Source organism: Brevundimonas albigilva, from assembly GCF_023573565.1.
Lineage (GTDB): Bacteria > Pseudomonadota > Alphaproteobacteria > Caulobacterales > Caulobacteraceae > Brevundimonas > Brevundimonas albigilva.
Window position 1 is genome coordinate 1,410,158 of sequence record NZ_CP097649.1, and the last position, 21,655, is coordinate 1,431,812.

A 21,655-nucleotide genomic window follows, 5' to 3' on the forward strand; every position below is an offset into this window, starting at 1 on the left:
GGCTTCCGGGGAGACCATTTGTCTATGCTAAGCGTCCTTGGACAGGTCCTGACGTACATCGTGCCGTTTCTGCTGGTGCTGACGTTCATCGTCACCATCCACGAACTGGGCCATTTCCTGGTGGCGCGGGCGTTCGGGGTGAAGGTGGATCGCTTCGCCATCGGCTTCGGCCGCCCCCTGTTCAGCCGCACCGACCGTCACGGCATCGAATGGCGACTGGGTTGGATCCCGGCGGGCGGCTATGTGAAGTTTTCCGGCGACCTGGACGCCTCCAGCGTTCCGGATCAGGCGGGTCTGGCCGAACTGCGCCAGCGGGTCGTGGCCCAGCATGGACCGGCGGCCGTGCGCGACTACTACCATTTCAAGCCGGTGTGGCAGCGCGCGCTGATCGTGGCGGCCGGGCCGCTGGCCAACTTCGCCCTGGCCATCACGATCTTCGCCATCCTGTTCATGACGCTGGGCGCGCAGATGACGCCCGCGCGGGTGGGCCAGGTGCAGCCCGGATCGCCGGCGGCCGCGGCGGGATTTCAACCGGGCGACCTGATCACCGCCGTCGACGGCCGCCGCATCGAGGACTCCTCGGAAGTGACGCGCGCCGTCATGCTGAGCAGCGGCGACCCGCTGCGGTTCACCGTGGAGCGCAACGGCGCGCCGGTCGAACTGGTCGCCACGCCCCAGCGTCGGATGGAGAACGACCCGATCGCCGGACGCATCCAGATCGGCCGGATCGGCGTGCTTCTGGAAGCGCGGCGCCAAGACATCCGCCATGTGCGATACGACCCGATCTCGGCCATCGGCGCGGGCGCGCAACAGACCGCCGACGTCATCGGATCGACCGTCACCTACCTCGGGCGTTTGCTGACCGGCCGCGAATCCGGCGACCAGCTGAGCGGTCCCATCGGCATCGCCAAGGCCAGCGGCTCGCTGACCAACATGGCGGTTCAGGCCAATCCCGATCCCCGGGCGACGGCGTTGAACCTGGGGCTGACGCTGATCAATCTGGCCGCCATACTTTCGATCGGAATCGGCTTTCTAAACCTGTTGCCCATTCCTGTGCTGGACGGGGGCCACCTCGTCTTCTACGCCTATGAAGCGGTAGCGAGACGCCCGGTCGCGGCCCGGTTCCAGGAGGCGGGCTATCGGGTCGGGCTTGCTTTGCTGGCGGGATTCATGCTGTTCGCGACGTGGAACGACCTGCAGAAGCTCAACCTCTTCCAATTCCTCGGCGGGCTCGTCAGTTGAGCCGACGCCAGCCCCCGATGGTTTCCCGAATGATCGACATGAAGACCCGCGCCGCCGCTCGACTGAGCGCCCGTTCCAGCCTGATGGCGCTGTTCGTCGCCGCGGGCCTGGGCGCACCCGCGATGGCCCAGACGGCGCCGGCGACCGCTCCGGCCCAGCCGGCCGCCGAACAGCCGCCGCGCGTCGAGATCGCCGCGCCGGAATCGCTGGTGGTCAACCGCATCGTGGTGCAGGGCGCCCAGCGGATCGACCAGACCACGGTCCTGTCCTATCTGCCGATCCGGCCGGGCGACACGGTGGACGCCGCGACGCTGGACGTGGCGGTGCGGACCCTGTCGCGCACCGGCCTGTTCGCCAACGTTCAACTGGGCGTCCAGAACGGCGACTTGATCGTGCAGATCGTCGAGAACCCGATCATCAATCAGGTGGTGTTCGAGGGCAACAGCGCCGTGTCGCAGGACAAGCTGACCGAGGAGGTGACGCTGAAGCCGCGCGGCATCTACACGCGCGCCAAGGTTCAGGAAGACGTCGGCGCCATCGTCGAACTGTATCGCCTGCAGGGCCGCATCTCGGCCACGGTCACGCCCAAGCTGGTCCAGCTGGAGCAGAACCGCGTCGACGTGATCTTCGAGATCAACGAAGGCCGCCAGACCGGCATCAGCGCGATCAACATCCTGGGTAACGAGGCCTATTCGGATCGCGACATCCGCGGCGTGATGGTGACCGAGAAGTCCACGTGGTGGAAGTTCTTCTCCAACAACGACAACTACGATCCTAATCGTCTCGAATACGATCAGGAGCAGTTGCGCAAGTTCTACACCAACCGCGGCTATTACGACTTCCGCATCGTGTCGTCGGTGGCCGAGCTGCAGCCTGACGACCAGGCCTTCCAGATCTCCCTGACGATGGACGAGGGCGACCGCTACAACTTCGGCGAGGTGAACGTTGTCACCGAGAACGACCGCCTGAACGCCGACTTCCTCAAGGCGCTGGTGCCGATCCGCAGCGGCGACCTGTACGAAAGCGACAAGATCGAGAGCGCCGTCGACGCCCTGACGTTCGCCGCGGGTTCGGCGGGCTACGCCTTCGTCGAGATCAATCCGACCTATCGGGCCAATCCCGACACGGACACGGTGGACGTCACCTTCAACGTGTCCGAAGGCCAGCGCGTCTATGTCGACCGCATCAATGTGGTGGGCAACACCCGCACGATCGACCCGGTCATCCGGCGCGAACTGATGCTGACCGAAGGCGACGCCTTCAACCGCGCGCTGATGGAGCGGTCGCGCAACAACCTGCGCGCCCTGGGCTTCTTCAAGGACGTCACCGTCCAGGAAGAGCGCGGCAGCGCGCCCGACCGATCGGTCATCAACGTCAACGTTCAGGAACAGCCGACCGGCGAACTGTCCGTCGGCGCCGGCTTCAGCTCGGTCGACTCCTTCACCGTGAACCTGGGCATCTCGGAACGGAACTTCCGCGGACGCGGCCAGAACGTCGTGGCGCGCCTGGAATGGGGATCGCTGCGCCAGCAGGTCGACTTCCGCTTCACCGAGCCCAAGTTCCTGGGCCGCGACCTGCGCGCCGGGTTCGACCTGTTCCACTCGCGCTACGATCTCAGCGAATATTCGTCCTACGACTACCGCTCGACCGGCGGCGGCCTGCGTCTCAGCTATCCGCTGAACGGCTATACCCTGTTCAGCACCCGCTACTTCCTCAAGAGCGACGAGATCATCGTGCCCAGCGGCTATTGCACCAGCGGCGGCTTCGGCTCCTCGGCGCTGTGCGACCAGGTGGGCAGCTATCTGAACTCGTCGGTGGGCTACACCCTGCAGGTGAACCGGACCAACGATCCGGTGCGCCCGACACGCGGCTGGGCCGGATCCCTGCGCCAGGATTTCGCCGGCCTGGGCGGCGACGTGAACTACATCCGCACCGAGGCGGACGCCAGCTACTACTACGGCATCACGCCGAACTGGATCGTCAGCCTCCAGGGCTCGACCGGCTATGTCAGCGGCTGGAACGGCGACCCGATCCGCATCAACGATCGCTTCTTCAAGGGCGGCAACAGCTTCCGCGGCTTCGAGACCGCCGGCATGGGTCCGCGCGACCTGGACACGACCGACGCCCTGGGCGGCAACTTCTACGCCATCGGCACGGTCGAGCTGACCCTGCCGAACTATCTGCCCGAGCAATACGGCATCAAGACCTCTCTGTTCGCCGACTTCGGCACGCTGGGCGTTCTGGACGATCGCTACAAGCTGACCTCGACCGGGACGGTGGACCCCACGATCGCCGACGAGCTGTCCCTGCGGGCGTCCGCGGGTCTCAGCATCCACTGGCGTTCGCCGATGGGGCCGATCCGCTTCGACATCTCCAAGGTTCTCGCCAAGGAAGACTACGACAAGACGGAATCCTTCCGCTTCTCGACCTCCACCCAGTTCTAATCGCGGCGCCTGTCAGACCGCACGAGGAAGACCATGAAGACCATCGCCATCGCCGCTGCCGCGGCTGCTTCCCTCATCGCCACGGCCGCTTCGGCCCAGCAGGCGACCACGCCCCAGAACCCGGGACCGCAGATCCCCGGCGTCTGTGTCTATCACAACGCCCGCCTGTTCGCGCAGTCGTCGGTCGGCCAGGCCGTGGAAACGCGGATGCAGCAGCTGGCCCAGGAAGTGCAGACCGAACTGCAGCCTTACGCCACCGCGCTTCAGACCGAGGCCCAGCAGCTCCAGACCTCGGGCTCCACCCTGCAGCCCGATGAACTGAACCGCCGCCGCCAGGCCCTGCAACAGCGCGCCCAGGAGGCCCAGCAGCTGGAAGCCACCCGCGAGAACGAACTGCGCTACACCCTGGCCATGCAGCGCCAGGCGATCACCGAGGCGGTCTCGCCGATCCTGGTGCAGGTCTATCAAGAGCGCGGCTGCGGCCTGATGCTGGACCGCGAAAGCGTCTTCATGATGAACCCGGCCCATGACGTGACGGACCTGGTCATCCAGCGCCTGAACACCGCCCTGCCGACGCTGAGCTTCAACCGCATGGCCGTTCCGGCCCAGCAGCAGCAACAGCCGGCCGCGGCCAACTAAGGCCGATGCCCGATCCCCGCTTCTTCGAGACCCTGTCGCCGCTGAGCGTCGCCGACCTGGCGGCGAGAGTGGGCGGAACGGTCGAAAGGGGCGGGGAGCGGATGGTGCGTTCCGTCGCGCCCTTGTCCTCCGCGGGCGAGGGCGCGATCGCGTTTCTCGGCGACCGCAAGTTCGCCAAGGCCTTGGCCGAGACCCGCGCCGACTGCGTGATCACGCCGGCCGAGGCGGTCGCCGCCGCGCCGTCGGGATCGGCGGTCATTTCGCACCGCACGCCCCAGGCCGCCTGGGCCCAGGCGTCCGCGATGCTTCATCGAACCATCGCGCTGGATCGCGCAGCGTCGGCGTCGGAGGCCGCGGAAGACGACACCTTGGTGATCGAGCCGGGCGTCATCCTGGGCCAGGGCGTCCGCATCGGTCGCGGATCGCGCATCGGGGCCAATACGGTCATCGGTCCGGGCGTGCAGATCGGCCGCGACTGCGTCATCGGCTCGAACGTCAGCGTGGGCTTCGCCCTGATCGGAGACCGGGTGAAGCTGTACGCCGGCGCCCGCATCGGCGAGGCGGGCTTCGGCGCCACCGGGACCGCCACTGGCGTGATGGACATTCCCCAGCTCGGTCGCGTGATCCTGCAGGACGGCGTGACCGTCGGCGCCAACAGCTGCATCGACCGGGGCGCCTACGACGACACGGTGATCGGCGAGAACACCAAGATCGACAACCTGGTGATGGTCGGCCACAACTGCGTCATCGGACGCAACTGCCTGCTGGTCGCAAACACCGGCATTTCGGGCTCTGTCACGGTGGGCGACAATGTCATCTTCGGCGGCAAGGCGGGCATCGGCGACCACATCACCATCGGCGAAGGCGCGCGCGTCGCGGCTGGCGCCGGCGTTCTGGCCGACATTCCGGCGGGCGAGACCTGGTCGGGCTATCCCGCGCGCCCGATCCGTCAGTTCTTGCGCGAGACGGTCTGGCTCGCCAAACAGGCCGCTTCCAGGAAGGGGCCGAGGGAATCATGAGCGAGACCGTCAATATCGACTACGCCGAGGTGATGCGGCGGCTGCCGCACCGCTACCCGTTCCTGCTGGTCGACAAGGCCGAGGCCTTCGTGCCGGCGACGTCGATCGTCGGCATCAAGAACGTCAGCCATAACGAGCCCTTCTTTCCCGGCCATTTCCCGATCGATCCCGTCATGCCGGGCGTCCTGATCGTGGAAGCCATGGCCCAGACCGGGGCGCTGCTGATGTCCAAGACGCTGGATGTCGCCGTGGCGGACAAGGTCATCATGTTCATGTCGATCGACGGCGTGCGGTTCCGCAAGCCCGCGCGGCCGGGCGACCAGCTGCGCATGGAGGTCAAGGTCATCAAGGCGCGCGGCGACGCCTACAAGTTCCGCGGCGAGACCTTCATCGACGGCAAGCTGGCGGCCGAGGCCGAGTTCATGGCCATGGTCGTGACGGTGGCGGAGCCCGCCGCCTGATGACCATCCACCCGACCGCCCTGATCGACGCCTCCGCGACCCTGGCCGACGGGGTCGAGGTCGGGCCGTGGTGCACGGTCGGGCCGAACGTGACGCTGCGCGAGGGCGTCCGACTGGTCAGCCACGTGGTGATCCAGCAGGATACGACGGTCGGGGCCGGAACGGTCATCCATCCGTTCGCCGCCGTCGGCGGCGACCCGCAGCACAACGGATACAAGGGCGAGCCGGTCCGCCTCGAGATCGGCCAGAACAACCTGATCCGCGAGCACTGCACCTTCAATCGCGGCACGCCGCAAGGGACGGGCGTGACGCGCGTCGGCTCCCACAACCTGTTCATGACCGGCGCTCACGTCGGGCACGACTGCGTGGTCGGCGACAATGTCGTCATGGCCAACAACGCCACCCTGGGCGGTCACGCCCAGGTCGGGGACAAGGTCTTCCTGGGCGGGCTGTGCGCAGTGCACCAGAACGGCCGCGTGGGGCAGGGCGCCATCATCGGCGGCCTGGCGGCGGTGACGCGCGACGTCATCCCCTATGGTTCGGCGTGGGGCAACCATGCGCGGCTGCGCGGCCTGAACCTGATCGGTCTGAAGCGCAAGGGCTATGGCAAGGACCAGATCCGCCGTCTGCTGGCCGCCTATCGCGAACTGTTCGAGGGCGAGGGCGAGTTCGCCGGACGCATCGACGGCGTGGCCGAGCGCTATGCCGACCTGCCCGAGATCGTCGAGATCGTCACCTTCATCCGCGAGGGCGGGCGGCGACCGCTGTGCCTGCCGAACGCCGAATGACCCGGCCGAAGCTGGGCCTGATCGCCGGCGGCGGCGACCTGCCCCAGGCCGTGGCCCAGCGCTGCGATGCGGAAGGGCGCGACCTGTATGTCGTGCGGTTGGAAGGGTTCGCCGATCCGCACCTGACGCGTTGGCCGGGCGACGACTTCGGCATGGCCCAGATCGGCGCGATCCTGAAGGCGCTGAAAAGAAGCGGCTGCGCCGCGGTCTGTCTGGCGGGGATCGTGAACCGCCCCGATTTCAAGACCTTGAAGCCGGACCTTAAGGGCGCGTCCCTGCTTCCCGGCATCGTGGCGGCGGCGGCCAAGGGCGACGACGCCCTGCTGAGGAAGATCCTCTCGGTGTTCGAGGCGGAAGGTTTCGCCGTCGAGGGCGCCGACGACATCCTGGGGGGCGAGACCCTGCCTGCGGGCGCGCTGGGCGCCGTGACGCCGACGGCCGAACAGATGTCGGACCTGAAGAAGGCGCTTCATATCGCGGAAAAATCAGGAGAATTTGATATCGGCCAAGGCGCAGTCGTTTGCGACGGCCTGGTCCTGGCGGTCGAGGCGCAGGAAGGCACCGATGCGATGCTGGACCGCGTGGCGGCTCTGCCGGCCGACCTGCGCGGCAGGCCCGGCCAGGCCAGGGGCGCGCTGGGAAAGGCGCCCAAGCCGATCCAGGACCTGCGCGTCGACATGCCCGTCATCGGCCCGCGCACCCTCGAGAACGCCGCCCGCGCGGGGCTGGCCGGCGTCGGCGGCGTTTCGGGGCGCCTGATCCTGATCGACCGTCCCGCCGTCATTGAGACCGCCGACCGCCTGGGCCTGTTCGTCTGGGGCGAGACGCGATGAGCCGGCCGCTGAAGATCATGCTGGTCGCAGCCGAGGCGTCGGGCGACGCCCTGGGCGCCGGCCTGGCCAAGGCGCTGAAGGCGCGGCTGGGGGACGACGTGACCTTCGTCGGCGTCGGCGGTCCGCGCATGGCGGCGGAAGGCGTCGACAGCCCCTTCGACATCGCCGAACTGTCCATCCTGGGCTGGGTCGAGGGCCTGCGCGCCTATGGCAAGGTCAAGCGCCGGGTCGAGCAGACGGCCGCCCTGGCGGCGCGCGAAAAGCCCGACGCCGTGGTGCTGATCGACAGCTGGGGTTTCACCGTGCGGGTCGCCAAGGCGATCCGCGCCGCCCAGCCGCATATTCCTCTGATCAAATATGTCGGGCCGCAGGTCTGGGCGTCCCGCCCGGGCCGCGCCCGGACCCTGGCCGGCGCCGTGGACCACCTGCTGGCGCTCTACGCCTTCGACGCGCCCTGGTTCGAGCGGGAAGGCCTGGCGACGACCGTGGTGGGCTCATCGGCCCTTCACGTCGACATGGGCGGGGCGGACGGCGCGGCGTTCAGGGCCCGGCACGGCGTTGCGGCGAATGCGCCCCTGCTTCTGGTGCTGCCGGGGAGCCGTCCCAGCGAGGTGCGGCGCATGACGCCGGTCTACGAGGCGACGGTGCGGACGCTGAAGGCGGGCTTGCCCGATCTCGAGGTCGCCGTAGTGGCGGCGGGGACGGTGGCCGACGACGTCTCGGGTCGGGTGTCGGCCTGGCCGATGCGCGTGCATCTGGTCCGCGAGGACGAGAAATACGATGCGATGAAGGCCGCCACGGCCGCCTTGGCCACCAGCGGCACCGTCTCCACCGAACTGGCCCTGGCCGGCGCGCCCATGGTCATCGCCTATCGGATCGACGGCCTGAGCTACGCCTTGATGAAGCGGCTGGTGACGGCCAGGCACATCACCCTGTTCAATATCGCCGCGGACCAGCGGATCGCCCCAGAGTTCATTCAAGGCGACGCCGACCCCCCGACGCTGGCCCAGGCCGTGGGGCGGCTGCTTCGCGACCCCCAGGCCGCCGCCGAACAGGCCCGCCGCCAGACCGAGGCGCTGAACCTGATGGGCCGGGGCGGCGCCGATCCGTCGCAACTGGCTGCCGACGCCGTGCTGCGCGTGGTGGCGGACAAGGCGCGCGCCTGAGCCGTTCGGTGGCCTTTCGGCGCGACAGGCTGCATCTTGCACGGATGACGATCGACGACGACAGGAGGACGGCGCCATGCGGGGGCTGAGTCCGCGCAGGGCGGCGGAGGCGCGGGCGGCCCTGCAGATGGCGGCCGGCGCGGGCGCGGCGCTTTATCTGGCGACGGCGCTGGGTCTGCCGCACCCCTACTGGAGCGTGATCTCGGCCATCGTGGTGATCCAGGCCAGCGTCGGCGGCGGCGTGCTGACGGTGGCGCGGGACCGGGCGATCGGAACCGCAACCGGCGCCGTGCTCGGCGCGGCCGTGGCCTTTATCCGGCCGGAAGGCATGGCGGGCCTGGCGGGAGCGATCGCGCTGGCCACGGCGATCCTGGCGTTCTTCGGCGCGGGCCGGCCCTGGCTGAAGGTCGCGCCGGTCACGGCCGCGATCGTCATCGCCGGCGGGGCGGGGCCGGACGGTCCGGCCTCCCTGGCCCTGGACCGGATGCTGGAGATCCTGGTCGGCAGCGGCGTCGGGGTGGTCTCCATCCTGCTGCTGTTTCCTCGCCACGCGCGCCAGACGTTTCGACTGCAGGCGCGCGACGCGGCGGCCGAGGCGGCGGCCCTGCTGGGACTGGTGCTGGATAGCGACCCCGCGAACGCCGCCGAGATCGCGCGGCGGCACACCGATCTGAAGCGGCGGCTGGATACGCTGGGGCAGGCGGCCAAGAACGTGATCGACCTTCCCGGCCCGCAGCGCGAGACGGCGGATCGCGCCGCCCTGGTGCGGGCGTTCTGGCGGGTTCGCAGCGACATCGTCATCCTGGGGCGCGGGTTCCAGACGGAGGACGCGGGGCCGCGGCTGGGGCCGTGGAAGACCGCCGCCGAAAGGGCCGTGGCGCGTCTGGAGGCGTTGTCGCGCGGCCATCCTGGCGACGCGCTGGGCCAGCCTGACGTCGCCCTGGCGCTGGGGCCGGCCGAGGACGCCGGCGACATCGCGCGCGGAGCGGCGGCCATCGGCCTGGCCCACATGTTCCGCGACCTGGATGACCTGAGCGAGCGGTTCGTCGATCTGCATCTGGCCTGAGGCCAAACAAAAAGGACGCCGGGGCGAACCCGGCGTCCTTTCAATCCATAGACCGGCGAGAGGATCAGCCGCGCTGGTCGATCGGCAGGTAATCGCGCTCGGTCGGGCCGGTGTACAGCTGACGCGGGCGACCGATCTTCTGCGACGGATCGGCCATCATTTCCTGCCACTGGGCGATCCAGCCCACGGTGCGGGCCAGGGCGAAGAGGACGGTGAACATGGTGGTCGGGAAGCCCATCGCCGACAGGGTGATGCCGGAATAGAAGTCGACGTTCGGGAACAGCTTGCGCGAGGTGAAATACTCGTCCTGCAGCGCGACCTTTTCCAGCTCCTTGGCGACCTGGAACAGCGGATCGTTCTCGCGGCCCGTCGCGGCCAGGACCTCATAGGCCGACTGCTGCATGACCTTCGCCCGCGGGTCGTAGTTCTTGTACACGCGGTGGCCGAAGCCCATCAGCTTGAACTTGCGGTCCTTCACGCCCTGGATGAACTCCGGGATCTTGTCCGGCGTGCCGATCTCCTTGAGCATGGTCAGCGCCTCTTCGTTGGCGCCGCCGTGCGAGGGGCCCCACAGGCAGGCGATGCCGGCGGCGATGCAGGCGAACGGATTGGCGCCCGACGAACCGGCCAGGCGGACGGTCGAGGTCGAGGCGTTCTGCTCGTGGTCGGCGTGCAGGATGAAGATTCGGTCCATGGCGCGCACCAGGGCCGGATCGACGTGATAGTCCTCGGCCGGCACGGCGAAGCACATCCGCAGGAAGTTCTCGGCGTAGGACAGGTCGTTGCGCGGCGACGCGAACGGCTGGCCGATGTGGTACTTGTAGGCGCGGGCCGCGATGGTCGGCATTTTGGCGATCAGGCGGATGGCCGAGATGTCGCGCTGGACCGGATCGTGGATGTCCAGGCTGTCGTGATAGAAGGCCGACAGGGCGCCGACGGTGCCCACCATGATGGCCATCGGGTGGGCGTCGCGGCGGAAGCCCTCGAAGAAGCGGTCGAACTGGCTGTGCAGCATCGTGTGCACGGTGATGCTGTTTTCGAACTTCTCGTACTGCGCCGCGGTCGGCAGCTCGCCGTGCAGCAGCAGGTGGCAGACCTCGACGAAGTTCGATTTCGACGCCAGTTGGTCGATCGGGTAGCCGCGGTGAAGCAGGACGCCCGCGTCGCCGTCGATGTAGGTCAGACCCGACTCGCACGAGGCGGTCGAGGTGAAGCCGGGATCGAAGGTGAAGGCGCCCGTGCCGCCGTAGAGCTTCCTGATATCGATCACGTCCGGACCGGTCGAACCCGACAGGATCGGCAGATCGACGCTCTTGCCCTCGAATTCGAGGGTGGCGGTTTTGGCTTGGTCAGTCATCAATGCCCCTTTGCAATATGACGTCCGGGCGCGGGGAGGCGTCGGGCGCTCTTTGGTTTGTGGGTGTCACTTAGTCTGTTGCAACGCATCATCCAAGCGCCCGAGACTTTCGTCGCGCCCAAGGGCGGCCAAAGTTCTGGCGATGTCGGGCGAAGTTGACCCGGCGGTAAGCGCGGCGCGCATCGGCGGGCCGATCTTGCCGAAGCCGACGCCCTCGTCCTCGGCGAAGGCCTTGAGTTCGGCCTCCAGGGCGAACACGTCCCAGGACTGGAACAGGGCGAGCCGGTGGCGCAATCGTCCCAGGCGGTCCAGCGTCTCGCCGCTAAGCAGCGCCTGACCCTTTTCGTCGGGCGCCAGAGGCCGCGACTTCAGGACGAACGCCGTCTGGTCGGCCAGGTCCAGGACCGTCTTGGCGCGATCCTTGACGAAGGGCAGGGCGCGCTGAAGGCGGCCTTCGTCGTCCTCGCGCAGGGCGTGGCCGCGCGCCAGGTGCACGTCCAGCGCCAGCTTGGCCAGACGTTCGTCCTCGGCCAGCCGCAGCCAGTGGGCGTTGACGTGCGCCAGCTTGTCGAAGTCCAGCCGGGCGGGAGCCTTGCCGACGCCCTTGAAATCGAACCAGGCGATGGCCTGTTCGTCGCTGAACAGTTCGTCGTCGCCGTGCGACCAGCCCAGGCGGGCCAGGTAGTTGCGCATCGCCTCGGGCAGATAGCCCATCTCGGCGTACTCATGGACCGCCTGGGCCCCGTGCCGCTTGCTCAGCTTGGCGCCGTCCGGGCCGTGGATCAGGGGGATGTGGGCGAAGGTCGGCCGCGTCCAGCCCAGGGCGTCGTAGATCAGGCTCTGGCGGGCGGCGTTGTTCAGGTGGTCGTCGCCGCGAATGACGTGCGTGACGCCCATGTCGTGATCGTCCACGACGACGGCCAGGTTGTAGGTCGGCGCGCCGTCGGAGCGCAGCAGGACAAGGTCGTCCAGATCCTCGGTCGACCAGCTGACGTCGCCCTGGACCTGGTCGGCCACGGTGACGGTCGTCGCCAGCGGGCGCCGGAAACGCACGACGTGGGGCAGGGCCAGATCATCGACCGTCGGCTCCCGGTCGCGCCAGGGCGACTCGAAGGCGCGCTTTTCGGCCTTGGCGGCGTCGCGCAGACGCCCGGTCTCCTCGGCCGAGGTGAAGTCGCGGTAGGCGTGGCCCGACTCCAGCAGCTGATCGACCACCTCGCGATGCCGATCGGCGCGGGCGAACTGGAAGACGGGTTCCTCGTCGCCGAACAGTTCCAGCCAACTCAGACCGTCGAAGATCGCCTTCACGGCGGCCTCGGTCGAGCGTTCCCGGTCGGTGTCCTCGACGCGGATCAGGAAACGTCCGCCGTGTGCGCGCGCATACAGCCAGTTGAAAAGCGCCGTGCGAGCGCCTCCTATGTGGAGGTAGCCGGTCGGCGAGGGGGCGAAGCGCGTGACGACGGTGGAGGAGGGGGAGGTCATGGGGGAGGGGTCCGTAAGCGAGGCCCTTATAAACCCCGTCGCGGCAAAGCCTACCCCCCTGGCCCGATTGCGGGCGTGGCTGAAGCAAGAGGTCGACGCCCAGACGCTGCGCTGGCGGTTGTGGACGCCGGTCGCCTTCGGCGGCGGGTGCGCCGCCTACTTCGCGCTTCGGGTCGAGCCTCCGCTGTGGCCGCTGCTGGTCGCCGGCGGCGCCGCGTTCGCGCTGCGGCTGACCGCGCGACGAGCCGGCCTGTCGCGCCGCTGGACGCTGCCCATCCTGTTGGCCGCCTATTTCGCCCTTGGGCTGTGCGCCGCCAAGGCGCGCACGCTCGTCGTCGCGGCCCCTGTCGCGCCGGCGATGACGGAACCGACAACCATCGAAGGCTGGGTCGTCGATGTCGACAGCCCCGGCGAGAACGGTCATCGGGTCGTCATCGCCCCCGTCCGCATACGCGGCCTGGCGCCCGAGGCGACGCCGGTGCGGTTGCGTGCGACCGTCAAGGGCGAACCGCCGCCGCCCGGTGCGCCGATCCGTCTGTTCGCCGTCCTGAACCCGCCGCCCGCGCCGGCCAGCCCGGGCGCCTACGATTTCGCGCGCAACGCCTTCTTCCAGGGCATGGGCGGCGTCGCCTTCGCGCTGTTGCCCACCCGCCCGGCCCAGCTTGAGGAACCGCCCTGGCGGCTTCGACTGGCGATGCGGATCAACGCCGCCCGCTACGCCCTGGCCCAACGGATCGTGGAGCGGCTGGGCCAGCGCACCGGCGGGGTCGCGGCGGCCATGGTCACCAGTCACGAAACCTGGATCAGCCGCGCCGACCTGGACGTGATGCGCGATTCCGGCCTGGCGCACATTCTGTCGGTCTCGGGCCTCCACATGGCCATCGTGGGCGGCTTCGTCTTCTTCGCCGTGCGGCTGGGCGTGGCGGCTTGGCCCTGGCTGGCCCTGCGGGCGCCGGGCAAGAAGATCGCCGCCGCGGCGGGCCTGGCCGCGGTGGGCGCCTATCTGGTCGTGTCCGGCGCGCCCGCCCCGGCCGAACGGGCCGCCATCACCGCCTCCATCGCATTCCTGGCCATTCTGCTGGATCGGCAGGCCGTGACCATGCACGGTCTGGCGGTCGCCGCCTTCGTGGTCCTGCTCATCCAGCCCGAGGCGGTGATGACGCCGGGCTTCCAGATGTCCTTCGCCGCCACCGCCGCCCTGATCGCCCTGGTGGAGGCCTGGCCGAAGCGCACGCGAGAGATTTCCGCGCCCCTGCCCATCGTCGCGATGCAGCGGTTCGCGACCTGGATCACGGCGGCGGTGGCGGCCAGCCTGGTCGCGGGCATGGCGACCGGCCCCTTCGCCATGCAGCACTTCAATCGGACCGCCATGTACGGGCTGATCGCCAATCTGGGCACGTCGCCGGTCGCGGACTTCGTGCTGATGCCGGCGCTGGCGCTGGGGGCCGCGCTGGAGCCCCTGGGCCTGGGCGGGCCCTTCCTCGCCGTGGCGGGCTGGGGCGTCGATACGATGCTGGCGATCGGGGAATGGACCGCCGGCCTGCCTGGGGCGGTCAAATCCGTCTCCAGCGCGCCGGACTTCGTCCTGCCCATCGCGTTCGTCGGCGTCCTGTTCATGTGCCTGTGGACCGGACGACTGCGGTGGGCCGGCCTGCCCATGGCGGCGGCCGTCCTGATCTGGCCTCGACCGCCAGCGCCAGACCTGTGGATCGGAGAAGGCGGGACCAACGCCGCCTACCGGGTCGACCGACAGGCCGTCATCGTGCGGCCGGGCGTTCGGACCTATGCGGTCGACCTGTGGTCGCGTCGCCGCGGACTGAGCCCGATCGAGCGACCGTCGGACTGGATCTGCGCGCGGTTCTCCTGCGCCCCGCCGACGGCGGACGCCGCCCCGGTCGCTCTGTGGTGGGGACGTCGAACGCCGGATGCGACGCAACTGGAGAAGCTGTGTCGTTCGGCCCCCGTGATCGCCCTGCGCGCTGAGGCTCCGGGTCTGCCGCCGGCCTGCCGCGATCGATTGGTGCTGGATGGCGTCGATCTGGCGAAGGGCGGGGCCGTCGAACTGTGGCGAGACCGCTCGGCGCCAGGCTGGCGGGCGGTGTGGACGGCCGATGTGCGGGACGACCGACCGTGGACGCGCACGGTCGGCGATCCCGTCAGTGGTAGCGACGGATAAGGCCGACCAGCTTGCCTTGAACCTCGACCTGGTCGGGCCCGAAGATGCGCGTCTCGTAGTTCCGGTTCGCCGGCTCCAGCGCGATGGAGGCGCCCTTGCGGCGAAGACGCTTCAGGGTCGCCTCCTCGCCCTCGACCAGGGCCACGACGATCTCGCCGTTGTGGGCGGTGTCGCCCTTTCTGATGACCACCAGGTCGCCGTTCAGGATGCCGGCCTCGATCATGGAATCGCCCTCGATCTCGAGCACATAGTGATCGCCCCGGCCCAGCATGGATTCCGGCACCGGCAGGCGGTCTCGCTCGTGCTGGATCGCAGCGATGGGCGTGCCGGCGGCGATCTTGCCCAGCAGCGGCAGTTCGCGAACGTCGTTGGCCGGTTCGGGCGCCGGGGCGCGAAAACCGCCGCCCTCGATCACGTCCGGCTTGAACCCGGCCCGCCCGCGCGGGGCGCCGGCGGTGGCCTGCTCCGGCAGCTTCATCACTTCCAGCGCGCGGGCGCGATGCGCCAGGCGGCGGATGAAGCCTCGCTCCTCCAGGGCGGTGATCAGACGGTGGATGCCCGACTTGGAGGCCAGATCCAGCGCTTCCTTCATCTCGTCGAACGAGGGAGACACGCCCGTCTCCTGGATCCGTTCATGAATGAACATCAGCAGTTCGTGCTGCTTGCGCGTGAGCATCGCCTGGCCCTCATACGCTCTTTCCGTCGAATCGGAACGAGCCGTGAACATGTGGCGATGTTCTGTAAGTGTTCCTTCCTAATGTCAACTTAACGGCGTTCGCCGCCGGACATCAGGCGGCCAGCAGGCTGCGGGTGGCGGCCTCCACATCGGCCTGCCGCATCAGGCTTTCGCCCACCAGAACGGCCTGGGCGTGGGCGGCCGAGACGCGCTGAACGTCTTCGGGTGTGAAGATGCCGCTTTCGGCCACCAGCAGGGCCTTGACCGGGCTGAGCATCGAGAGCCGCTCGGTCGTTTCGAGATCAACCTCGAAGGTGCGAAGGGAACGGTTGTTGACGCCCACTAGATCGCCGCCCAGAGCGCAGGCGCGCGCCATTTCGATCTCGTCGTGGGTTTCGATCAGGGCGTCCATGCCGAACCGCTCGGCCTCCGCCAGCAGCTCGGCGGCCAGGGCGTCGTCCACCATCGCCAGGATGATCAGGATGCAGTCCGCCCCCAGCGCGCGGCTTTCGGCCACCTGCCAGGGGTCGACCAGGAAGTCCTTGCGAAGACAGGGCAGGGAGACGGCGGCGCGCGCCTGGGCCAGGAAGGCGTCGTCGCCCTGGAAGCTGGGGCCGTCGGTCAGAACCGACAGACAGGCCGCGCCCCCGGCCTCATAGGCGCGGGCCAAGGCCGGCGGATCGAAGTCGGCGCGGATCAGGCCCTTGGACGGGCTGGCCTTCTTGATCTCGGCGATCAGGGCGGGACGACCGGTTTCCTCGACCTTGCGATCCAGGGCGTCGCGAAAGCCGCGCGGAGCCGAGGCGGCCAAGGCCAGCGCCTCGATCGCATCTTGGGAACGGGCGGCCTTGCGCGCGGCGACGTCCTCGCGCTTGTAGGCGGCGATGCGTTCCAGAACGTCGGTCATTGGTCCTCGTCCGTTTCCGGGGGCGTGGAGGTGATGCGGGCCAGGCGCTCCAGCGCCTGCGCGGCCCGGCCGTCGTCGATGGCCGCCGCCGCGAGCCCCGCCCCTTCGGCCAGGTCGGCGGCCCGATCGGATACCACAAGCGCGGCGGCCGCGTTCAGCAGCACAATGTCGCGGTAGGCGCCGGCCCGCCCCTCGAGCAAGGCGCGCAAGGCGGCGGCGTTCGCCTCGCCGTCCCCGCCGCGAATGGCGTCCAGCGGCGCGCGGGGCAGGCCGGCCGCCTCGGGCGTCACCTGGAAGCGGCGAACCGCGCCGTCCTTCCATTCCGCCACCTCCGTGGGACCGGATGTGGCCAGTTCGTCCAGGCCCTGGCCGTGGACGGTCCAGGCCCGGATCGCCCCGAGGCGACCCAGCACCTCGGCCAGCGGCTCCAGCAGGCGCGGATCATAGACGCCCATGACCTGGCGCTTCGCCGACGCGGGGTTCGAAAGCGGTCCCAACAGATTGAACACCGTGCGAAATCCGATTTCCGCCCTGACCGGTCCGACGTGGCGCATGGCCCCGTGGTAGGCCGGGGCGAACAGGAAGCAGATGCCGGCCTCGTCCAGCGCCCGCCGCTGCTGTGCGGGCGACGCCGTCAGGTTCACGCCCAGGATCGACAAGACGTCGGATGATCCTGATTTCGAAGAGATCGCGCGGTTACCATGCTTGGCGACCTTCAGCCCCGCGCCAGCGAGCACAAGCGCCGCGGCGGTCGAGATGTTGTAGGTGTGCTGGCCGTCCCCGCCTGTGCCGCAGGTGTCGATCACCTCATACGGATGGTCCAGCGTCAGGGCGGCGTCGCGCATGGCGCCGGCGAAGGCGGCGATCTCGTCGACGGTCTCGCCCCGGATGCGCAGGGCGGTGACGGCGGCGGCGACCTGGGCGGGCGTCGGTTCGCCGCGCAGGCAGGCGGCGAAGAAGTCGTGCGCCTGTTCGGACGTCAGCGGCTGGCCCTCGACCAGGCGGGCCAGGATCGGCTTGAACCCGTCGGCCACGTCAGGCGGCCGCGAGGCGCTTGACGCCAGCGATGTCCAGGAAGTTCGCCAGCATGGCGTGGCCGTGCTCGGTGGCGATGGATTCGGGATGGAACTGCACCCCGTGAATCGGCCGGCTGCGGTGCTGCAGACCCATGATCTCGCCGTCCTCGGTCCAGGCGGTGACCTCCAGGCAGTCCGGCAGGGTTTCGCGCCGCACGGCGAGCGAATGATAGCGCGTGGCCGTAAACGGCGACGGCAGGCCGGCGAACAGGCTGCGCCCGTCGTGAAGGATGGGCGAGGTCTTGCCGTGCATCAGGGTCTTGGCGCGCACCACGTCGCCGCCGAAGGCCTGGCCGATCGATTGGTGGCCCAGGCAAACGCCCAGGATCGGCATGTCGATCGGCGCGCGCTCGATCAGGGGCAGGCAGATTCCGGCCTGGTCCGGCGCGCACGGTCCGGGCGACAGCAGCACGGCCTGGGGGTTCAGAGCCCAGGCCTCGTCGACGCTCAGGTCGTCGTTGCGCACGACATGGGTCGGCGCGCCCAACTCCGCGAGGTAGTGGACGAGGTTGTAGGTGAAGCTGTCGTAGTTATCGACGACGAGGATCATGTCCCGGCTTCTAGGCCCGCGCGCCGCCCGCGCCAAGCCGGCGCGGCGGTAAAGCGCACGTTAACCGTCACGGTCGCCCAATGACACGACAGGAAAGGGCCGACGGCATGATCGATTCGTCCGCACACATCGCCGCGGCCAAGGCGCTGCTGGCCTCTCCCAAGGTCGATCCGCCCAGCGGCCTGGCGGCGCTTGGCGCGGCGACCCTGGCCGCCGCGGCCGCCATCGCGATGGCCGGGGTCGTGGTCCTGGGACCGGGCGTGGTCATCGACGACCCCTCGATCGTTCTGTCTCGCTAGACGGCGTCGATCCGAAAGCGCCAGGCGTCCTCGGCGGCCCGCATGGGCGCGCGCGCCTTGTGGCGGGTCTCGGCGTATTCGGCGGCCGGATCGCTGTCGGCGACGACGCCCGCGCCCGCCTGGACGAAGATGCGCTGGTCGGCGAACAGGGCGGTGCGCAGAGTGATGCAGATGTCCGCCTCGCCGATGGCGGAAATGTAGCCGACGCCGCCGCCATAGCCGACGCCGCGCTTCTCGCCTTCCAGCTCGTCGATGATCTCCATCGCGCGGACCTTGGGCGCTCCCGACAGGGTTCCGGCGGGCAGGGCGGCCAGCAGGGTGTCGACCGCATCCAGCTTCGGATCCGCCTTGCCGCGCACGTTGGAGACGATGTGCATCACCTGGCTGTAGCGCTCGACGACGAAGCTTTCCGTCACCTCGACGGTGCCGGGCGCGGCCACGCGGCCGACGTCGTTGCGGCCCAGGTCCAGCAGCATCAGGTGTTCGGCGCGTTCCTTGGGATCCGCCAGAAGCTCGGCCTCCAGCGCCTTGTCGAGCTCGGGCGTCGCGCCCCGCGCGCGCGTTCCGGCCAGCGGGCGGATCGTCACCTCGCCGTCCTTCAGACGGACCAGGATTTCAGGGCTGGAACCGGCCAACTGGAAGCCGTCGAAGTTCAGGTAGAACAGATAGGGCGAGGGGTTCTGCCGCCGCAGCGACCGGTAGAAGGCGAAGGGATCGTCGCCCCACGGCGCCGAGAAGCGGTGACTGAGCACCACCTGGAAGATGTCGCCCGCCCCGATGTAGTCCTTTGCGCGCGCGACCATCGCGCCGAACGCGGCCTCGTCCACCGCGGAGGCGAAGAGGGGCGGCGGCGTCTCCTGCACCGGCGCGCGCGGGGGCAAGGGTTGACGCAGGGCCGCCTCGAAGGCGTCAAGGCGGCCCTGGGCCTGCTCCAGCGCCCGGGCCGGATCGGCGCCGGCATCTGGATAGGCGGCCGCCACCAGCACGATCTCGTGCTTCACGGAATCGAAGATCGCCACCAGCGAGGGGCGGGTCAGGACGGCGTCGGGCAGGTCCAGAGGATCGGGATTGGCGGCGCCCAGCGGCTCCAGCAACCGGACCACGTCGTAACCGAACACGCCGAACAGGCCGGCCGCCATCGGCGGCAGATCCTGAGGAAGGTCGAAGCGCGAAGCGGTGATCAGAGCCCGCAGCGAGTCCAGAGCGGGCGCCGGCTCGGCCTCGAACTTGGCCGAGGCGATGGCGTCCGCGCCCCGGGCGATCTCCGCGCGATCGCCGCGGCATCGCCAGACGACGTCGGGGTCTAGGGTCAGGATCGAATAGCGCCCCTTGACGGCCCCGCCTTCGACCGACTCCAGGAGGCAGGCGTAAGGTCGGTCGCGGCCCAGCTTCAGGAAGGCCGAAACCGGCGTCTCCAGGTCGTCGATGACCCGTCGGACCAGCACCTGGGGCCGGCTGGCCGTCAGGCCGGCCAGGAATTCCAGAGCCTCGACGTCGCCCCCGGTCGACCGCGTCGTCATTGCGCCGGAGCGGGCGTCGCGGGCTGATCCGGCAGGCCGAGCGCCTGACGCGCCAGCACGGGATCGTTCTTGGCCTTGGACCGGGCGGCCCCGGCGGTGAAGGCGCTTTCGGTCAGGCCCTGCGCCAGGTCCTGCGCGATGCGCGAGCGGGCGGCCTCGGCGGCGGGGCCGGCGACGGACGGCTCGGCGGCATGGACCTGATCCACGCGACCGACCACATAGCCGGTGTCGGAGGGCTGGGCGAAGACCTGGCCCTTGGCCTGGCCGAACAGCCCCTGCAGCGCGCCCTGGCCGACGGCTTCCTGGGTGGCGCGGTCGCGGCCGACCCGCTGGCGAGACACCAGGGCGGCGCCGGCCGAGCGCGCGACGGCGGCGATGTCCTGACCGCCGCGCACCTGGCCGGCCAGTTCCTCGGCCTTGGCCGAGACGCGGCGCAGGACCTCGCGGCGGGTCCACTCCTGGGTCAGGGGCGCGCGCACCTCGTCCAGCTTGGGCAGGGCGGCCGGGCGGATGTCGTTCACGCGCACGGCGAAATACTGGCCCTGACCGGCGTCTATGACGTCGCTCTCTCCGCCCTTGGTCAGGCCCCAGGCGGTCGAGAAGACCTGTTCGGGGGCGTTCAGGGGCTGCCCGTTGGGCAGACGGCCGTCCTGGGTGACGGGCGGCAGGTCGACGATGCGGGCGCCGGCCTCACGCGCGGCGTCGGCCAGGGTCTTGCCGTCCTGACGCGCCTTTTCGAACTTCTGGACGCTCTCATAGGTCGCGCCCTTGGCGTCTTCCTCGCGCAACTCCTGAACGATCTGCTCGCGCGCGCTGTCCAGCGTGGCCGGTTGCGGCGCCTGGATGTCGGTCACCTTGGCCACCGCGAAGCCCACGCCGGCCTGGATCGGATCGGACACCTGGTCCTTCTGCAGGCCGAAGACGGCGGCGGCGACGGCGGGGTCGCCCACGGCGGTGCGGGGCGAGCCGGCGAATTCGGCCGGACGCACATTGTTGGCGCGGCCCGCATCGGCCGGCGACTGGCCGGCGCGCAGGGCGGCGGCGATCCTCTGCGCCGTCTCGCGATTCGGCGCGGTCAGGGTCACGAAGGTGCGGGTCTCGGGACGGCCCAGGCTGTCCTTCTTGAACTCGAAGCGTTCGCGAATGCGGTCTTCGGAGATCGCCGCGGTGCGGGTGGCGGCGTCCGGGCTGAACAGCACGACCGAAACCATCCGGAACTCGGGGCTGCGCAGCCGCGCCGCGTTCTCCTGGATGAAGGCGTTCAACTGGGCGTCGGTGGGGGCCGCCGGGCGCTCGATCATCGAGTCCGTGACCTGGAACCAGCGGCCGTCGCGCGTCTCGAAGGCCTGGCCCGCGAGAACGGCGCCATAGATGCGCGGGGCGCGGACGCCCGCCTGCAGGGCCGCGCCGAAATGTTCGGTCGCATACTGGTCGCGCAGGTCCTGCTCCAGCATGGCGGGGGTCAGGTTCTGCTGCGCCAGCGCGCTCTCATAGGCCTGCTGGTCGAACTGGCCCGTGACCTGGTTGAAGAAGGCCGGGATCTGGCGGATCTGCTTGACGATCAGTTCCTTGCCGGGACGGATGCCCGCCTCCCAGGCCCAGTTCAGGAAACCCAGCTGCTGGGTCTGGCTTTCCAGGAAGCGCCCGGGGATGTTCTCGGCCACCAGGTCCTCGTTGGTCACGGGACGGCCGGCCTGCTCCTGGATATTCGCGCGCACCCGGTCGAACGCGGCCCGGAACTCCGCTTCGTTCATCGAGCGGGAGCCCGCGTCGATCACATGCTTCGGCCCCAGGTTCGAGAACACGTCCATGCGCGCGCCCACGATCACGAAACTGATGGCGATCAGGACGAGCAGGGCCGCGGCCCACTTGGAACGGGAGAAGGCGCGGAAGGCGGTGATCATTCGAGAATCCCGGGACTGGCCGAGGTTGGCGTCACTGCGGCGTATAGGCG

The 21,655-nt window shown here is 69.4% G+C and carries 19 protein-coding genes; 11 read left to right on the forward strand and 8 right to left on the reverse strand.

Annotation, left to right across the window (positions count from 1 at the left end):
• Nucleotides 1-24: 24 nt before the first annotated feature.
• From rseP to M8231_RS07035, 9 genes are all read left to right on the forward strand, one after another.
• Entirely contained in the window at nt 25-1,242 is a 1,218-nt protein-coding gene (rseP, locus tag M8231_RS06995) for an RIP metalloprotease RseP (protein ID WP_250202505.1), read from the forward strand.
• Between the two features lie 29 nt (nt 1,243-1,271).
• Nucleotides 1,272-3,686, forward strand: coding sequence for an outer membrane protein assembly factor BamA (gene bamA / locus M8231_RS07000; protein ID WP_249750618.1), 2,415 nt, complete (start codon nt 1,272-1,274; stop codon nt 3,684-3,686).
• Nucleotides 3,687-3,719: 33 nt separating this feature from the next.
• Nucleotides 3,720-4,325: an OmpH/Skp family outer membrane protein gene (locus M8231_RS07005; protein ID WP_249750617.1), complete on the forward strand. Its 606-nt coding sequence runs from the start codon at nt 3,720-3,722 to the stop codon at nt 4,323-4,325.
• Nucleotides 4,326-4,330: 5 nt separating this feature from the next.
• The gene (gene lpxD, locus M8231_RS07010; RefSeq protein ID WP_249750616.1) at nt 4,331-5,344 is read left to right on the forward strand and encodes a UDP-3-O-(3-hydroxymyristoyl)glucosamine N-acyltransferase; all 1,014 of its coding nucleotides are present in this window, start codon (nt 4,331-4,333) and stop codon (nt 5,342-5,344) included.
• Nucleotides 5,341-5,805 (forward strand): 3-hydroxyacyl-ACP dehydratase FabZ, encoded by a 465-nt coding sequence (gene fabZ, locus M8231_RS07015; protein ID WP_249750615.1) that lies wholly within the window; start codon nt 5,341-5,343, stop codon nt 5,803-5,805. Before lpxD ends, fabZ begins: the two co-directional genes overlap by 4 nt.
• Complete coding sequence (gene lpxA, locus M8231_RS07020) at nt 5,805-6,593, forward strand: acyl-ACP--UDP-N-acetylglucosamine O-acyltransferase (RefSeq protein ID WP_249750614.1); 789 nt, start codon at nt 5,805-5,807, stop codon at nt 6,591-6,593. The genes fabZ and lpxA overlap by 1 nt, the downstream gene beginning before the upstream one ends.
• Nucleotides 6,590-7,426 carry a UDP-2,3-diacylglucosamine diphosphatase gene (lpxI, locus tag M8231_RS07025; protein WP_249750613.1) on the forward strand — a complete coding sequence of 279 codons (837 nt, stop codon included), beginning with the start codon at nt 6,590-6,592 and terminating at the stop codon, nt 7,424-7,426. Before lpxA ends, lpxI begins: the two co-directional genes overlap by 4 nt.
• Nucleotides 7,423-8,592, forward strand: a complete 1,170-nt coding sequence (gene lpxB / locus M8231_RS07030; protein ID WP_250202506.1) for a lipid-A-disaccharide synthase — start codon at nt 7,423-7,425, stop codon at nt 8,590-8,592. The genes lpxI and lpxB overlap by 4 nt, the downstream gene beginning before the upstream one ends.
• A 76-nt stretch (nt 8,593-8,668) precedes the next feature.
• Nucleotides 8,669-9,658 carry an FUSC family protein gene (locus tag M8231_RS07035; protein ID WP_249750612.1) on the forward strand — a complete coding sequence of 330 codons (990 nt, stop codon included), beginning with the start codon at nt 8,669-8,671 and terminating at the stop codon, nt 9,656-9,658.
• Between the two features lie 64 nt (nt 9,659-9,722).
• On the opposite strand, the gene gltA is transcribed toward M8231_RS07035, so the two are convergent.
• Together gltA and gltX are read right to left on the reverse strand one after the other, a co-directional pair.
• Nucleotides 9,723-11,015 (reverse strand): citrate synthase, encoded by a 1,293-nt coding sequence (gene gltA / locus M8231_RS07040; protein ID WP_249750611.1) that lies wholly within the window; start codon nt 11,013-11,015, stop codon nt 9,723-9,725.
• A 66-nt stretch (nt 11,016-11,081) separates the two neighbouring features.
• Nucleotides 11,082-12,497: a glutamate--tRNA ligase gene (gltX, locus tag M8231_RS07045; protein ID WP_250202507.1), complete on the reverse strand. Its 1,416-nt coding sequence runs from the start codon at nt 12,495-12,497 to the stop codon at nt 11,082-11,084.
• Here gltX and M8231_RS07050 point away from each other — a divergent pair.
• The gene (locus M8231_RS07050) at nt 12,496-14,673 is read left to right on the forward strand and encodes a ComEC/Rec2 family competence protein (RefSeq protein WP_250202508.1); all 2,178 of its coding nucleotides are present in this window, start codon (nt 12,496-12,498) and stop codon (nt 14,671-14,673) included. The genes gltX and M8231_RS07050 overlap by 2 nt on opposite strands.
• On the opposite strand, the gene lexA is transcribed toward M8231_RS07050, so the two are convergent.
• The 4 genes from lexA to M8231_RS07070 form a co-directional block, all read right to left on the reverse strand.
• Entirely contained in the window at nt 14,654-15,349 is a 696-nt protein-coding gene (gene lexA / locus M8231_RS07055) for a transcriptional repressor LexA (RefSeq protein ID WP_249750609.1), read from the reverse strand. The two genes, M8231_RS07050 and lexA, sit on opposite strands and share 20 nt — an antisense overlap.
• Before the next feature lie 112 nt (nt 15,350-15,461).
• Entirely contained in the window at nt 15,462-16,256 is a 795-nt protein-coding gene (gene trpC / locus M8231_RS07060) for an indole-3-glycerol phosphate synthase TrpC (protein WP_249750608.1), read from the reverse strand.
• Complete coding sequence (gene trpD, locus M8231_RS07065; RefSeq protein WP_250202509.1) at nt 16,253-17,290, reverse strand: anthranilate phosphoribosyltransferase; 1,038 nt, start codon at nt 17,288-17,290, stop codon at nt 16,253-16,255. Before trpD ends, trpC begins: the two co-directional genes overlap by 4 nt.
• A gap of 1 nt (nt 17,291) precedes the next feature.
• On the reverse strand, nt 17,292-17,882 hold the full coding sequence (locus M8231_RS07070) for an anthranilate synthase component II (protein ID WP_249750607.1): 591 nt from the start codon (nt 17,880-17,882) through the stop codon (nt 17,292-17,294).
• Between the two features lie 107 nt (nt 17,883-17,989).
• Between M8231_RS07070 and M8231_RS07075 the strand changes: the two genes are divergently transcribed.
• Nucleotides 17,990-18,181, forward strand: coding sequence for a peptidoglycan-binding protein (locus M8231_RS07075; protein WP_250202510.1), 192 nt, complete (start codon nt 17,990-17,992; stop codon nt 18,179-18,181).
• Here the strand turns inward: M8231_RS07075 and trpE are convergent.
• Entirely contained in the window at nt 18,178-19,701 is a 1,524-nt protein-coding gene (gene trpE / locus M8231_RS07080; RefSeq protein ID WP_249750605.1) for an anthranilate synthase component I, read from the reverse strand. The two genes, M8231_RS07075 and trpE, sit on opposite strands and share 4 nt — an antisense overlap.
• The gene (locus tag M8231_RS07085) at nt 19,698-21,605 is read right to left on the reverse strand and encodes a peptidylprolyl isomerase (RefSeq protein WP_249750604.1); all 1,908 of its coding nucleotides are present in this window, start codon (nt 21,603-21,605) and stop codon (nt 19,698-19,700) included. The genes trpE and M8231_RS07085 overlap by 4 nt, the downstream gene beginning before the upstream one ends.
• Nucleotides 21,606-21,655: the final 50 nt, after the last annotated feature.

What these genes read in the sequence shown, in the direction of transcription:
- rseP (WP_250202505.1), top strand. Translation starts at nt 25, where the DNA reads ATGCTAAGCGTCCTTGGACAGGTCCTGACGTACATCGTGCCGTTTCTG.
- bamA (WP_249750618.1), top strand. Translation starts at nt 1,272, where the DNA reads ATGATCGACATGAAGACCCGCGCCGCCGCTCGACTGAGCGCCCGTTCC.
- M8231_RS07005 (WP_249750617.1), top strand. Translation starts at nt 3,720, where the DNA reads ATGAAGACCATCGCCATCGCCGCTGCCGCGGCTGCTTCCCTCATCGCC.
- lpxD (WP_249750616.1), top strand. Translation starts at nt 4,331, where the DNA reads ATGCCCGATCCCCGCTTCTTCGAGACCCTGTCGCCGCTGAGCGTCGCC.
- fabZ (WP_249750615.1), top strand. Translation starts at nt 5,341, where the DNA reads ATGAGCGAGACCGTCAATATCGACTACGCCGAGGTGATGCGGCGGCTG.
- lpxA (WP_249750614.1), top strand. Translation starts at nt 5,805, where the DNA reads ATGACCATCCACCCGACCGCCCTGATCGACGCCTCCGCGACCCTGGCC.
- lpxI (WP_249750613.1), top strand. Translation starts at nt 6,590, where the DNA reads ATGACCCGGCCGAAGCTGGGCCTGATCGCCGGCGGCGGCGACCTGCCC.
- lpxB (WP_250202506.1), top strand. Translation starts at nt 7,423, where the DNA reads ATGAGCCGGCCGCTGAAGATCATGCTGGTCGCAGCCGAGGCGTCGGGC.
- M8231_RS07035 (WP_249750612.1), top strand. Translation starts at nt 8,669, where the DNA reads ATGCGGGGGCTGAGTCCGCGCAGGGCGGCGGAGGCGCGGGCGGCCCTG.
- gltA (WP_249750611.1), bottom strand. Translation starts at nt 11,015, where the DNA reads ATGACTGACCAAGCCAAAACCGCCACCCTCGAATTCGAGGGCAAGAGC.
- M8231_RS07050 (WP_250202508.1), top strand. Translation starts at nt 12,496, where the DNA reads ATGGGGGAGGGGTCCGTAAGCGAGGCCCTTATAAACCCCGTCGCGGCA.
- gltX (WP_250202507.1), bottom strand. Translation starts at nt 12,497, where the DNA reads ATGACCTCCCCCTCCTCCACCGTCGTCACGCGCTTCGCCCCCTCGCCG.
- lexA (WP_249750609.1), bottom strand. Translation starts at nt 15,349, where the DNA reads ATGCTCACGCGCAAGCAGCACGAACTGCTGATGTTCATTCATGAACGG.
- trpC (WP_249750608.1), bottom strand. Translation starts at nt 16,256, where the DNA reads ATGACCGACGTTCTGGAACGCATCGCCGCCTACAAGCGCGAGGACGTC.
- M8231_RS07070 (WP_249750607.1), bottom strand. Translation starts at nt 17,882, where the DNA reads ATGATCCTCGTCGTCGATAACTACGACAGCTTCACCTACAACCTCGTC.
- M8231_RS07075 (WP_250202510.1), top strand. Translation starts at nt 17,990, where the DNA reads ATGATCGATTCGTCCGCACACATCGCCGCGGCCAAGGCGCTGCTGGCC.
- trpE (WP_249750605.1), bottom strand. Translation starts at nt 19,701, where the DNA reads ATGACGACGCGGTCGACCGGGGGCGACGTCGAGGCTCTGGAATTCCTG.
- M8231_RS07085 (WP_249750604.1), bottom strand. Translation starts at nt 21,605, where the DNA reads ATGATCACCGCCTTCCGCGCCTTCTCCCGTTCCAAGTGGGCCGCGGCC.